Annotated in this window: 11 protein-coding genes; 6 read left to right on the top strand and 5 right to left on the bottom strand. The window is 53.0% G+C overall.

Annotation, left to right across the window (positions count from 1 at the left end):
- Positions 1-17: 17 nt before the first annotated feature.
- Positions 18-932: a ribonucleoside hydrolase RihC gene (rihC, locus tag FQK12_RS08435; protein WP_014227867.1), complete on the top strand. Its 915-nt coding sequence runs from the start codon at positions 18-20 to the stop codon at positions 930-932.
- Between the two features lie 28 nt (positions 933-960).
- Here the strand turns inward: rihC and FQK12_RS08440 are convergent, their stop codons facing one another.
- Positions 961-1,899 (bottom strand): LysR family transcriptional regulator, encoded by a 939-nt coding sequence (locus FQK12_RS08440; RefSeq protein WP_014227868.1) that lies wholly within the window; start codon positions 1,897-1,899, stop codon positions 961-963.
- 280 nt (positions 1,900-2,179) lie between these two features.
- Here FQK12_RS08440 and FQK12_RS08445 point away from each other — a divergent pair, with 280 nt between their 5' ends.
- From FQK12_RS08445 to FQK12_RS08460, 4 genes are all read left to right on the top strand, one after another.
- Positions 2,180-3,235: a 4-oxalomesaconate tautomerase gene (locus FQK12_RS08445; RefSeq protein ID WP_014227869.1), complete on the top strand. Its 1,056-nt coding sequence runs from the start codon at positions 2,180-2,182 to the stop codon at positions 3,233-3,235.
- Positions 3,236-3,343: 108 nt separating this feature from the next.
- Positions 3,344-4,777, top strand: a complete 1,434-nt coding sequence (locus FQK12_RS08450) for an anion permease (RefSeq protein ID WP_014227870.1) — start codon at positions 3,344-3,346, stop codon at positions 4,775-4,777.
- Between the two features lie 108 nt (positions 4,778-4,885).
- Positions 4,886-6,145 carry an SLC13 family permease gene (locus tag FQK12_RS08455; protein WP_014227872.1) on the top strand — a complete coding sequence of 420 codons (1,260 nt, stop codon included), beginning with the start codon at positions 4,886-4,888 and terminating at the stop codon, positions 6,143-6,145.
- A 69-nt stretch (positions 6,146-6,214) separates the two neighbouring features.
- Positions 6,215-8,503 (top strand): hydratase, encoded by a 2,289-nt coding sequence (locus tag FQK12_RS08460; RefSeq protein WP_014227873.1) that lies wholly within the window; start codon positions 6,215-6,217, stop codon positions 8,501-8,503.
- Between the two features lie 66 nt (positions 8,504-8,569).
- Here the strand turns inward: FQK12_RS08460 and FQK12_RS08465 are convergent, their stop codons facing one another.
- Positions 8,570-9,514 (bottom strand): LysR family transcriptional regulator, encoded by a 945-nt coding sequence (locus FQK12_RS08465; RefSeq protein WP_014227874.1) that lies wholly within the window; start codon positions 9,512-9,514, stop codon positions 8,570-8,572.
- 92 nt (positions 9,515-9,606) lie between these two features.
- On the opposite strand from FQK12_RS08465, the gene FQK12_RS08470 reads away from it, so the two are divergent.
- Positions 9,607-10,236 (top strand): hypothetical protein, encoded by a 630-nt coding sequence (locus FQK12_RS08470; RefSeq protein WP_014227875.1) that lies wholly within the window; start codon positions 9,607-9,609, stop codon positions 10,234-10,236.
- Between the two features lie 45 nt (positions 10,237-10,281).
- Here FQK12_RS08470 and FQK12_RS08475 read toward each other — a convergent pair whose 3' ends face one another.
- The 3 genes from FQK12_RS08475 to FQK12_RS08485 form a co-directional block, all read right to left on the bottom strand.
- On the bottom strand, positions 10,282-10,980 hold the full coding sequence (locus tag FQK12_RS08475) for a response regulator (protein WP_004098499.1): 699 nt from the start codon (positions 10,978-10,980) through the stop codon (positions 10,282-10,284).
- The gene (locus FQK12_RS08480) at positions 10,973-12,601 is read right to left on the bottom strand and encodes a sensor histidine kinase (RefSeq protein ID WP_014227876.1); all 1,629 of its coding nucleotides are present in this window, start codon (positions 12,599-12,601) and stop codon (positions 10,973-10,975) included. Before FQK12_RS08480 ends, FQK12_RS08475 begins: the two co-directional genes overlap by 8 nt.
- Positions 12,602-12,831: 230 nt before the next feature.
- Positions 12,832-13,176, bottom strand: a 345-nt coding sequence (locus FQK12_RS08485; RefSeq protein WP_048260548.1) for a sodium ion-translocating decarboxylase subunit beta, incomplete at its 5' end; no start/stop codon positions are given.

Raw genomic sequence — 13,176 nt, forward strand, 5'->3', positions numbered from 1 at the left:
TTTTTTATGGAGAAACGATGCGCTTACCTATCATTCTGGATACCGATCCCGGCATTGATGACGCCGCGGCGATTGCCGCCGCGCTGTTCGCCCCCGAGCTTGATCTGCAGCTGATGACTACGGTGGCGGGCAACGTGTCGGTGGAGAAAACGACCCGCAACGCCCTTCAGCTTCTGCATTTCTGGAACGCCGATGTTCCCCTGGCCCAGGGCGCGTCGATGCCGCTGGTTCGCCCTCTGCGCGACGCCGCCTCGGTGCACGGCGAGTCCGGTATGGAAGGCTACGATTTCGTTGAACATCACCGCCAGCCGCTGGCGAAACCGGCGTTTCAGGCGATCCGCGACGCGCTGATGCACGCCCCGGAGCCGATGACCCTGGTGGCGATCGGCCCGTTAACCAACATTGCGCTTCTGCTGACCCAGTACCCGGAATGCCGCTTTAATATCCGTCGCCTGGCGATCATGGGCGGCTCCGCCGGGCGCGGCAACTTTACGCCGAATGCGGAATTTAACATCGCCATCGACCCCGAAGCGGCGGCTAAAGTGTTCAACAGCGGGCTGGATATCGTCATGTGCGGGCTGGACGTCACCAATCAGGCGATGCTGGCGCCGGATTACCTCGCCACTCTGCCAACGTTGAATCAGACCGGGAAAATGCTGCACGCTCTGTTTAGCCACTACCGTAGCGGCAGCATGAGCAGCGGGCTGCGTATGCACGACCTGTGCGCGATTGCGTGGTTGGTTCGCCCGCAGCTCTTTACCCTTGAACCGTGCTTTGTGGCGGTAGAAACCCAGGGTACATGGACCTCAGGCACCACGGTGGTTGATATCGAAGGCAGGCTGGGCCAGCCGGCAAATGCACGGGTGGCGCTGGGGCTGGACGTCGAAGGATTTCAGCGCTGGGCGGCCGAGGTGATTGCCCTGGCGCCTTAACCGGGGGACGAAGCGGCCGGCGCGGCGCTCAGGTATTGTGAGTGGCATCAACGACGTTGCGCCATAGCGCGCCCGCTTCATCCGTCCACATAAGCAGTAAGAGCGAAGCTAATCGTTCCGCCGCCGCGGAGAGAGGTCTGTTCTTTACGCGGATCATACCAAGCGTCCGCCGGATAACCGGCTCCACGAGCGGAACGCTCACGACGGTGCTATTGCCGCTATGGGGCATAGCCAGACAGGGAAGCGCCGAGACGCCCAGTCCGGCTTCGACAAGGCCGAGCGAGGTCGACAAATGCCTGACTTCATAAAACCAATCCAGTCGCCAGGGCTTATCCGCCAGGCATTTCTCTATTAACTGTCGGTTGCCGCTTGATTTCCTGACGCCGATTAAGGTCTGGCTCACCAGTTCCCGCCATTCGACTAATTTTCGACACGCCAGAGGGTGGTCTTGCCGACAGGCCAGAACAAAAGGCTCATTCACCAGGGGGATAAAATCGATGTCTGGATATGTGATGAAGTTCATGTTTATTCCAAAATCAACTTCGCCTTTTCGTACCGAGTTCATGCACGTTTCTATACCTTGTTCATAAATTCGTACTTTGATGTTGGGGTAGTTTTTATTAAATTGCACGATAGCGCGCGGTAAAAAGTAAAATACGGCGGTCGGAATGCAAGATAGCGTAACGGTATCATGTAATTGAGACGTTGAATCGTTGAGGTTAAATATTGCCGCATCAAGACTGGAAATCAACGCTTTGGCCTTGGGGAGCAGTATTTTTCCGGCCTGGGTAAGCGCAAGTTTTCGCGTGGTTCGTTCGAACAGCGCAATATTCAGATGACTCTCTATTTTTTTTATCTTTTTGGTGAGTGCCGGCTGCGAGAGGCTGAGCTGCTCGGCGGCTTTGCTAAATGAGCCAAGCTCTGCCACCGTGACAAAGGCTTTCATACCGGATAGTTCATTTTTCATTATTGCTCCGTAGGGTTTAATAAGCGTTGTTCTAAGTAGACGACAAGTCATTATTAAGCAGACATGCTTTTTTATTAATACTTAGCAGGAATAACTCTTATGGCAAAATTTTATCAACCAGCGAAATTCTTGCAAGTAGAATGAATCGGTAAAATATCTGACGTGATTTATCTGGCCGTTAATTAAGTAAATAAAAATCTTAAAGAACATAAAACCAATTAAATTCACGCGGCGTTTTATTCAATTCTTCTATTTATTTCTGGCGGATAAGGAACATGCTATGAAGAGCATTCCCTGTGTATTAATGCGTGGAGGGACATCAAAAGGTGCCTTTCTATTAGCAGATGATTTACCTAAGGATATTCAGAAACGTGATGAGTGCTTGTTAACCATAATGGGATCCGGTCACGAGCTGGAGATTGACGGTATTGGCGGAGGGAGCCCGCAAACCAGTAAAGTGGCCATTATTAGTCAATCCCTAAGCGACAAAGCGGATATCGATTATCTGTTTGTTCAGGTCATCGTCAATGAACGGCGGGTGGATACGACGCCAAACTGCGGCAATATGCTGTGCGCGGTTGGCGGCTTTGCCATTGAACATGGGTTGGTTAAGGCGGTGTCGCCGGTTACGCGAGTGCGTATAAGAAATGTGAACACCAATACCTTTGTTGACGCTGACGTTCAAACACCAGATGGAAAGGTTATTTATGAAGGCGATACGAAAATCGATGGCGTTCCAGGCCATGCCGCGCCGGTTGCGCTGACTTTTCTGAATGCCGCGGGCGCAAAATCCGGCCAGCTTTTCCCAACTGGCAATCGTATGGAAGTCTTTGATAATGTACGAGTGACCTGTATTGATATGGCGATGCCTATGGTGGTGATCCCGGCCCAGAGTCTGGGAAAAACCGGATATGAATCTGCCAGCGAATTAGATCGGGATACAGCCTTACTCAAATCGCTGGAATCTATTCGCCGTCAGGCCGGGAAGGCTATGGGGTTTGGGGATGTGAGCAATATGGTTATCCCTAAACCGGTTCTGATTTCTCCGGGGCTAAGCGGCGGAACGATAAATGTACGTTATTTTATGCCGCATAACTGTCATAAATCGCTGGCGATTACCGGCGCTATCGGTCTGGCAAGCGCATGCGTTATTCCAGGCACCATTGCGAATGAACTGACGAAGCTATCGGGCGATGGCGTTATTACGGTCGAACACCCCAGCGGGGGGATCGACGTCGATTTAAGTCATACAGCTGAGCGCCCGGAGGATATTCGGGCATCGGTTATACGCACCGCGCGGAAAATCCTTTCAGGAACGGTTTACATCCCCGAATAAATATCCACCCTCCGCTTATCTATCAATCCACCGTAGAAGAGGAGAGGGGAGGCATGTGAATACGTTCAGCAAGCATCCTCAAATATTGAGTGCAGGTAAGGAATGGAAATGCAAAATAATAAATTATGGAAGCTGCTTGTTATTATAGTAATACCGTTACTCATCAGTTTATGCCCGGCGCCGGAAGGATTATCAACACTTGCCTGGGTATTATCCGGTATCTATCTGGCAGCGATTGTAGGTTTAGTGATTAAACCGTTTTCTGAACCCGTGGTATTGCTGATCGCCGTTGCGGCATCAATGGTGATTGTGGGCAATTTGGGTGACGGTTCGATAAAAGCCGCCAGCGTATTAAGCGGATATTCATCAGGTACCACCTGGTTAGTCTTTTCTGCATTTACCCTGAGCGCGGCATTTGTGATTACCGGATTGGGTAAAAGAATTGCTTATATTCTTATCGGCAAGATTGGTAGCACGACGTTGGGCCTTGGCTATGTTACCGCTTTTCTTGACCTGATTCTGGCGCCCGCCACGCCGTCGAATACGGCCCGCGCCGGCGGCATTGTCTTACCCATAATCAATAGCGTCGCCGTCGCCTTAGGGTCAGAGCCGGAGCGGAGCGCGAAGCGCGTGGGCCATTACCTCATGCTGAACATCTATATGGTCACTAAAACGACCAGCTACATGTTCTTCACCGCCATGGCCGGGAATATCCTCGCGCTGAAAATGATCGAAGATATTTGCCACCTAAAATTGAGCTGGGGAGGATGGGCGCTGGCCGCAGGACTACCTGGCATCATTATGTTGCTGCTGACGCCGCTGATTACCTACAAGCTGTATCCGCCAGAATTAAAGCGGGTTGATAATAAAAAGATTGCTCAGACAGGCATAGACGCTTTGGGGCCGATGACGGTGCGGGAAAAGATGCTGTCTTGCCTCTTTGTTCTTGCGCTCGGCGGTTGGGTATTCAGCAGCGCCCTGGGGGTCAATGAGTCTACCGTTGCAATCTGCGTAATGGCGCTGATGCTGGTATTGAAAATCGTCACCTGGGATGACGTGATTAAGAATAAAGGAGGATGGAATACGCTCATCTGGTACGGGGGTATTATTGGTTTAAGCTCATTGCTCTCTAAGGTTGGATTTTTCGTATGGCTTGCAGAGGCGCTTAAAAATAATATTTCCTTTGATGGCCACGGCAATGTCGCTTTTATTGTGATTGTCGCACTGAGCATACTGGTTCGTTATTTCTTCGCGTCAGGGAGTGCTTATATTGTCGCCATGGTACCGGTCTTTGCCATGCTGGCGAATGTTTCTGGCGCACCGATAATGCTCACCGCGCTCGCGCTATTATTCAGCAACTCTTATGGGGGCATGGTAACCCACTACGGCGGTGCGGCTGGGCCAGTTATTTTTGGCGTTGGCTATAATGATATCAAATCATGGTGGATTATTGGTGGGATATTAGCATTGCTGACTTTTATTCTGCAAATCACCCTTGGGGTATGGTGGTGGGAGATGTTAATCGCCTGGGGGGTAATTTAAATAATCTTTAAGGAGATGAAGGTTTGCCCGGGCATCCTCTGATGCCCGGGGGTAAGTCCTCTTATTAAGAAAACATAGCCTTTTAGCAAGGTGAGGTGCGATATATTTATGTCTCCAGTTACGATTACGTTGTCGCTATTGGTTTTTTCTATTGTCATGTTTGTTTGGGAAAAAATACCTTTAGCGGTAACGGCCATGATTGTTTGTATTACTCTGGTGGTGACCGGGGTTTTTGATGTCAAAACGGCTTTTGCCGGTTTTATTAATCAAAATGTGATTTTGTTTGTGGCTATGTTTGTGGTTGGCGGCGCCTTATTCGAAACCGGGGTGACGGATAAAATTGGTAGTATGGTTACACGCTACGCCAGGACAGAAAAGCAGCTGATAGTCGTCATTATGCTGGTCTGCGGAACGCTTTCCGGGCTGCTATCCAATACCGGCACGGCGGCGGTCCTCATTCCTGTGGTGATTGGCGCAGCGATGAAATCAGGATATGCCCGGTCGCGCTTGCTTATGCCGCTGGCTTTTGCCTCGGCGCTGGGGGGAAATTTATCGCTGATCGGCTCACCCGGCAATCTTATCGCGCAGTCGGCGCTGGAGCAGGTTGGTCAACGCTTCGGGTTTTTTGAATATGCTAAGTTAGGCATTCCGATGCTGGCCTGCGGCATACTCTATTTTGTGACGATCGGCTATCGCATATTGCCAAAAACGAATGCGGCCCAGCGTCAAAGTGTTAATAATATTAAAGCGCAGGCATGCCCGAAATATAAGCAGGTGATTGCGCTATCGGTATTAATCCTGACCGTACTGGGCATGATTTTTGAGAAACAGATTGGTTTGCCGATTGCGATCGTCGGTTCAATTGGCGCATTGTCGTTGATTGTGACCCGGGTCATTACGGAAAAACAGGCTTACCAGGCTATCGACTCGCAGACGATTTTCCTCTTCGGCGGCACTCTGGCATTAGCAAAAGCGCTGGAAACCACCGGCGCTGGCGCCATTATGGCGCGCTCAATTATCGCGTTATTAGGCCAGCAGGCGTCGCCTTTCTTACTTCTGAGCGCCGTATTGATAATCTCCTGCGCGTTAACCAATTTCATGTCGAATACGGCAACCGCCGCTTTATTAATGCCGATTGGCCTGTCTATTGCTCATTCTATGGGCGCCGATCCCCGGGCGGTGTTAATGGCGATTGTTATCGGCTGTTCATGTGCTTACGCAACGCCGGTGGGCACCCCGGCTAATATGATGATTTTTTCCGCGGGTGGCCACAAATTTGTCGATTACGTTAAGGTTGGATTGCCGCTTATTTTGATATCGGTCATTGTCAGCTTTATTTTGCTGCCTGTTTTCTTCCCATTTTATTAATCGCGGTCAGCCATTTTTATCGAATGGCTAATGTCAGGCGTGTTTTTTCAACATCTAAGGATATATGTGATGATTAAATTGTATGACCACGGAGTCTATATATCACATCAGCACGGTATTATTGCCGCTGATAAGGGGTCAGTCGCGTTAGAGAAGCATGAGGCGCGCAAGGGAACGATCTCGTGGTCGATCCTCTCCGCCCATAATACTTCAGGGAATGAACAGCAGTTAAAAATTAAATTTGATTCAATGGCCTCCCACGATATTACTTTTGTGGGCATCATCCAGACTGCTAAGGCCTCGGGAATGGAACGTTTTCCATTACCCTATGTTCTGACGAATTGCCATAATTCGCTTTGCGCTGTCGGCGGCACTATCAACAGCGACGATCATATATTTGGTTTGTCCTCAGCGCAAAAATATGGCGGTATTTATGTCCCGCCCCATATCTCAGTTATTCATCAATATATGCGCGAGATGATGGCCGGCGGTGGGAAAATGATCCTGGGCTCAGACAGCCATACGCGCTATGGCGCTTTAGGGACCATGGCGGTTGGCGAGGGGGGCGGCGAGTTGGTTAAGCAACTGCTCGGAGAGACCTGGGATATTGATTATCCTGAGATTGTCGCCGTGTATTTGACAGGGAAACCCTCGCCCGGCGTTGGCCCTCAGGATATTGCCCTGGCGATAATTGGCGCGGTGTTCGAGCGCGGTTATGTGAAAAATAAAGTTATGGAGTTTGTGGGGCCTGGGGTGGCGACAATGTCTACCGACTTCAGGAATAGCGTAGATGTGATGACCACGGAGACCACCTGTTTATCGTCCATCTGGCAAACGGATGAAGAGACAAAAAACTACCTGCGTATTCACGGCAGGGAACAAGACTATTGTCCGCTCTCAGCAAAAGAGATGGCCTACTATGATGGCTGCATAGAAGTGAATTTAAGCACCATCAAGCCGATGATCGCCTTGCCTTTTCACCCTGCCAACGTATATGAAATTGATACGCTTAATGAGAATTTGCAGGATATTTTGCACGAGGTTGAGATTGCGGCGGATAACATTTCCCAGGGACGCGCCAGGCTCTCCCTGCTGGATAAAGTCGAACATGGAAAGCTGCGGATTCAGCAGGGGATCATCGCTGGCTGCGCTGGCGGAAATTATGTTAACGTGGTCGAAGCGGCTCATGCCTTGAAAAATCACGCCTGCGGCGATAGCGCTTTCTCTCTCGCGATATACCCCTCTTCCCAGCCGGTGTTGATGGACCTGACTAAAAAGGGCATGACCACCGCGTTATTGAGCGCCGGCGCAATTATGCGTACCGCATTTTGCGGCCCCTGCTTCGGCGCAGGCGACACGCCCATGCATAATGGACTGAGCATTCGCCACACGACGCGTAATTTTCCCAACCGGGAAGGGTCCAAACCCGGGAATGGGCAAATGTCGGCCGTTGCGCTGATGGATGCCCGCTCCATAGCGGCGACGGCTGCCAATGGGGGCGTGCTGACATCGGCTTCCGCGCTCGATTGCTGGGAAGACATTCCGCAGTATGAATTTGATGCTTCACCTTATCGGAGCCGTGTTTATCAAGGGTTTATTAAAGGAGCGTCCCGCCAATCGCTGATCTACGGCCCCAATATAAAAGATTGGCCGGAGATGAGTGAGCTGACGGACAATATTTTGTTAAACGTGACCTCAAAAATCATGGATCCGGTGACCACCACCGATGAACTGATTCCATCAGGCGAAACCTCATCATTTCGCTCCAATCCGTTAGGGCTGGCTGAGTTTACCCTTTCGCGACGCGATCCGGGCTATGTCGGCCGTAGTAAGAAGATTGCGGCGCTGGAAAAATTACGGATCGAGGGGGACGATCCTTGTCGTCTGGAGCCGCAGCTTGAGGCGGTTTTTTCCCGGATCCGCCAACTTCCGGGGCAGGAAAATGTCACGCTTGAGCAGACGGAGATTGGCAGCATGGTTTATGCGGTCAAACCCGGCGATGGTTCCGCACGAGAGCAAGCCGCCAGCTGCCAGAGAGTCCTTGGTGGCCTGGCAAATATTGCCCAGCAGTATGCCACGAAGCGCTATCGTTCGAACGTGATTAACTGGGGAATGCTGCCATTGCAGATGAAGGCGCTGCCGGAGTTTGAGGTCGGCGACTTCATCTATATCCCGGGGATCAGGTCAGCCCTGGAAACCGATCTGCGTCAGATTACCGCGTTCGTGATCGGCCACGATCGCCCCATTAAAGAGATCTCTCTTTACATGGAGGGGCTCACCTCAGCAGAGCGGGAGATAATTAAGGCGGGAAGCCTGATTAATTATAATAAATTACGCTTAACAACCCACCATCAGTAAACGATATTGATCATCAAGATGAATCAACGGGGGTGATATCGCATCCTCGTTTTTATTCATAGCCGCTTATTCCGTGGTTTTCGATCGCGGCGTTAGGGCTGGGCTACCTGAAGCCGGCTTCATCTTCTCGCTAAGATAATCAATCATCGCCCGCATTCTGGCGGGCATATGCTTATTGCCCGACCACAGTAGCCAGAGCTGGCCGGAATAGCGGCTGATAAACTCCCACTCCGGTAAAACCTGCACAATCTCGCCGCGCGCCAGCGCCTCACGGGCGGTAAACAGCGGCAGGCTGCCGATGCCCAGATTCTGCTTCACGGCATCGAGGCGCACGGCGGTATGGTTGGCGGCGTAGCGGCCGTGAGTCTGAATTGTTTCCGTTTTCCCCCCGCGGCGGAACTTCCAGCGCGAATCGGCGGGCGTCTCGCCAAGGCTGATACAGCTATGTTCGCGCAGATCCTGCGGCGTTTGCGGCGTTCCATAGTGCTCCAGATAGCCGGGCGTCGCGCAGATGACGTGGCTGATGGTCATCAAAGGCTTACCGTGCAGCCCCGGCGAGGGGGTAGTGGTGATACGCAGCGCCAGATCGATGCCGTCATCAATAAAATCGAGAACCCGATCCTCAAGCCGCAGACAGACGTCGATCTTCGGGTAGCGGTTAAAAAATTCCAGCATCAGCGGGTGAATGGCAAACCGTCCCACGGCTTTCGGCACGCTGAGCGTGAGCTTGCCCTGCGCCACCGCCTGGGTACTGCTGGCGGAGTCCATGGCCAGACGCGCCGATTCCAGCATCTCCAGCGCATGTTCATACACCATTTTCCCGGCATCGCTGAGGCGCAGCTTGCGCGTGGTGCGGTGCAGCAGCTTGCAGCCCATCTCCTGCTCCAGGCGCGAGACGCTGCGGCTGATCGCCGAAGGCGTTGCGCCAGCCTGGCGTGCGACGGCGGAGAAGCTGCCCTGTTCCACAATCTGTACGAACAGGGCGAGGTCGGGCAGTAGGCTCAGATTCATTTGTGCTTCCGAAGCAAAATTGCGTTGATGTCAGGCGGGATTATCGCCGCCAGCAATATCAATATACTGTCCTGACAGAGAGGAGGACAACCATGACTGAACGCCTTTATTACACCAGCGACGCCGAGGAATGCCTTGCGCAAGTCGTCAACTGCCTGAGCGAAGCCGATGGCCGCTATGCCATTGAGCTGGATCGCACGCTGTTTCACCCGCAGGGCGGCGGGCAGCCGGCGGATCGCGGCTGGATTGCCGGCCTCGCCGTCGAGGGCGTGGTTAGCCGCGGCGATAGCGTGGCGCATATCGTTTCACAGCCGCTGCCGGCCGGCGAGGTCACGATCCGCATCGATCCAGAGAGCCGACGGCTGCACGCGCGTCTGCACTCCGCCGGGCACGCGCTTGCCCAGGCCGGGGAGCTGTCGGGCTGGCAGCCGATCAAAGGACATCACTGGCCGGGAGAAAGCCGTATTATTTTTGCCCCAGGCGCGCATGGCGGGCTGCCCGAGGCCAGCGCGCTGCTGGAAAAAGTTGAGGCCTGGCAGGCAGACAATTTACCGCGTCAGCTTACTTTTGCCGATGGCCTGCGCAAGGTCGGGTTCGGCGACATGCAGAGCTATCCCTGCGGCGGGACGCACGTGGCCAGCCTGTCCGAACTGGGTAAAGTCGTCATTTCCCAGGTGAAGATGAAAAAAGGGCAAATTATTGTCAGCTACACGGTGGAATAAGCGAGTGAAAAGGAGATGCACACTCAACAGGGCATCTCCCGGTGCTTAAATATGCGCAGGATGTTTACCGTGATAAATCCGCTCCGGTCTGCCGACTTTGCCATAGCTGATTTCAGCCTCAAGGAAATCGTTTTTAACGCCCTGCTCAAGGTAGCGGCGGGCGGTGGTTTTACTACTGCCGAGAATACGGGCCAGGGTGTCTGCGGTATGGACCGTTTCCGGGTCGGCAAAGAGCTGTAATACCCGATTAAAGGTGCTCTCATCAATACCCCGCAGCGGAGAGCCTGCGGCTTCCGCGTGCTCTTTTGCCTGGATATTGAACAGGGCGTCAACATGGGTCTGGCTTGCCTGCTCGCTTGAGCGAAGAGAGCTGCGATAGCGGGCAAAACGCTCAAGCGTATGCTGCAGGCGCTGATAGTGAACGGGTTTAATCAGGTAATCAAAAACGCCCATCCGCAGGGCTTCGCTGATGGTATCCATATGGTTGTCGGCGGTGATGAAAATGATGCGCCCTTTATAATGAGTATTGACGGCGTGGCGGATCAAATCGAGTCCTTTGCCATCGGGTAAGAAGTTATCCAGCAGGGTGAGCTGGGGCTGATAGAGGCGAAGCATCTTTTTTGCGCTTTCCAGTTTATCCGCAATGCCAATGACTTCGAACTGGGGAAATTGCTTGATGGTATCCACCAGAATTTCCGCCAGCATAGGTTCGTCTTCAACGATGAGAGTGGTGATGCTATCCATGGTGTTCATCTCGGGTCAGGGGGATATAAAGGGTAAAAATAGTGCCAAAAGGGATGTTGTCATCGACGACGATATTGCCGCCCGCCTGCTCAACGTAGCTGCGAACCAGCCAGAGTCCGATGCCGTGATCGCCGCTGTCGCTGCTGGTCACGCCGCGCTCAAAAATACGATCGCGCAGCGATTCCTCAATCCCGCAGCCCTGGTCGGCGATCTCGACGATCGCTTCGCCGCCCTCGCTGTTGATCAGGCATTCGATCTGCTTTGAACCTGCCGGCTGACGTAGGGCAGCGTTGTAGGCGTTATCCAACAAATTGCCGACGATCGAGATCCATTCATTATGCGACAGCGAAGAGGGGAGAGTTTCAACGTGGCAGGCGGGATCGAAGACCAGCTCTAATCCGAGCTCTTTGGCGCGGTAATATTTGCCGATCAGCAGCCCGGCAAGGTGGTTCACTTTAAAATTGCGGGCAATAAAATCGAGCACTTTCTGGTGGCTCTCAGACTGCTGCTGAATAAGATCCAGCGCGTTATCGTAGCGTTTTAAAAACAGCAGCCCGGCAATGGTGGAGATCAGATTGCGATGCTCGTGCTGTACGGCACGCAGGTTATCCGCGTACTGCTGGACCTGGCTGAGCTGCAGGCTCAGAGTGTTGATATCGTCTTTACTGCGAAAGCTAATGACCCAGCCCTGGGGCTCGTTATTAAGCGTGACGGCCATACGGCTGGCGATCACTTTAATCTGATTAAAAGTGACGATTTCGTCTTTTTTATTTGTCTGCGGCGCGTCATAGAAGAATGCCTCCTGAGAGATCACGCTGCTGATGCTTTTGCCAATCAGAATGGTTTCCGGCTGGCTCAGGTTTAATAGCCTCCTTGCGGTTTGATTGATGGCGGTAATTCGGTAGTGGGAGTCAATGGCTATCAGCCCCTCAAAGACCGATTCAAACAGGACGCTCTGCTGGATAAGCAGCTGTGAGAGCTGCTGTGGTTCCATATTCAGCATCTGTTTTTTGATATGCAGCGAGAAGCGCCGGGCGCAGTAGAGCAGCAGAAGCAGCATGATCGCCATCGGGATCATCAGCGATCCGATTTGCAGACTCAGCCAGTTTTCTAACTGTTCGATGGTGTAGCCCACCGATACAATACCGATCACCTTCCCGGTGCTGTCCTGGATCGGCGACTTGCCGCGTAATGACGAACCGAGCGATCCTTTACGCACCGACACGTAGCTTTTGGCGTTATACAGCGCCTCGTCGCTGTCTCCGCCTTCCATCGATTTACCGATTTCCTCTGGATTCACGTGATACAGGCGCCTGCCTTTCGCGTCACCGACGGTGATATAGGTGGCGTCGGAAAACGATCGCATCGGGTCGATAAGTTCTTTAATGCGCGGTAAATCGTGCTTTTCTACCGCGTCAACCAGTTCAGGCATGGCGGAGATCTGCATGGCCTGAATCAGCGCGCGCTGTCCCACCTGGTAATGCAGGCGTTCCTCCGTAATGCTGGTGAGATACCATGACATGGCCAGCATCACGATTGTCGAGGTAAACAGGATCAACAGGAAGATGCGGTTCTGAAACGAACGTCGGGCAAACCAGTGCGTGATTTTTCGGGCAAACATTGGGCGAATTGACATCAAAAGGTCATTTTCTCTTTTTTAGGGGCCGACGGCGCTGAATCGGCCCACAGATTTACTGATTTCAGAACACATCCAGTAGGAATACGACGTTTTACGTACCACCCGATCGGGCTTTTGCGCCGTAGCCTGGGGTATTTCCCGGAGGCGGCGCGCGGCGCCCGTCCGGGCGGGTAGCCCGGCTAAGCGCAGCGCGAGCCGGGAACAACACGTTTTTACATCGCCAGCACGTACTTGAGCATCACCCCGGCGGCAATCGCCGAGCCAATCACCCCCGCCACGTTCGGGCCCATCGCGTGCATCAGCAGGAAGTTCTGCGCGTCCGACTCCAGACCCACCTTGTTTGACACCCTGGCCGCCATCGGCACCGCCGACACCCCGGCCGAGCCAATCAGCGGGTTGATTTTGTTCCGGCTGCACAGGTTCAGCAGCTTTGCCATCAGCACCCCCGCCGCCGTCCCCACGCAGAACGCAATCACCCCCAGCACCAGTATCCCCAGCGTCTGCGGCTGCAGGAACTTGTCCGCCACCAGCTTGGCCCCCACCGACAGCCCGAGGAA

Origin of the sequence: Klebsiella sp. ME-303 (assembly GCF_007910085.1) — a bacterium.
Classification (GTDB): Bacteria; Pseudomonadota; Gammaproteobacteria; order Enterobacterales; family Enterobacteriaceae; genus Klebsiella; species Klebsiella michiganensis.

Coding starts and splice junctions, on each gene's coding strand:
- rihC (WP_014227867.1), top strand. CDS start 18: ATGCGCTTACCTATCATTCTGGATACCGATCCCGGCATTGATGACGCC.
- FQK12_RS08475 (WP_004098499.1), bottom strand. CDS start 10,980: ATGGATAGCATCACCACTCTCATCGTTGAAGACGAACCTATGCTGGCG.
- FQK12_RS08470 (WP_014227875.1), top strand. CDS start 9,607: ATGACTGAACGCCTTTATTACACCAGCGACGCCGAGGAATGCCTTGCG.
- FQK12_RS08445 (WP_014227869.1), top strand. CDS start 2,180: ATGAAGAGCATTCCCTGTGTATTAATGCGTGGAGGGACATCAAAAGGT.
- FQK12_RS08460 (WP_014227873.1), top strand. CDS start 6,215: ATGATTAAATTGTATGACCACGGAGTCTATATATCACATCAGCACGGT.
- FQK12_RS08480 (WP_014227876.1), bottom strand. CDS start 12,601: ATGTTTGCCCGAAAAATCACGCACTGGTTTGCCCGACGTTCGTTTCAG.
- FQK12_RS08440 (WP_014227868.1), bottom strand. CDS start 1,899: ATGAAAAATGAACTATCCGGTATGAAAGCCTTTGTCACGGTGGCAGAG.
- FQK12_RS08465 (WP_014227874.1), bottom strand. CDS start 9,514: ATGAATCTGAGCCTACTGCCCGACCTCGCCCTGTTCGTACAGATTGTG.
- FQK12_RS08450 (WP_014227870.1), top strand. CDS start 3,344: ATGCAAAATAATAAATTATGGAAGCTGCTTGTTATTATAGTAATACCG.
- FQK12_RS08455 (WP_014227872.1), top strand. CDS start 4,886: ATGTCTCCAGTTACGATTACGTTGTCGCTATTGGTTTTTTCTATTGTC.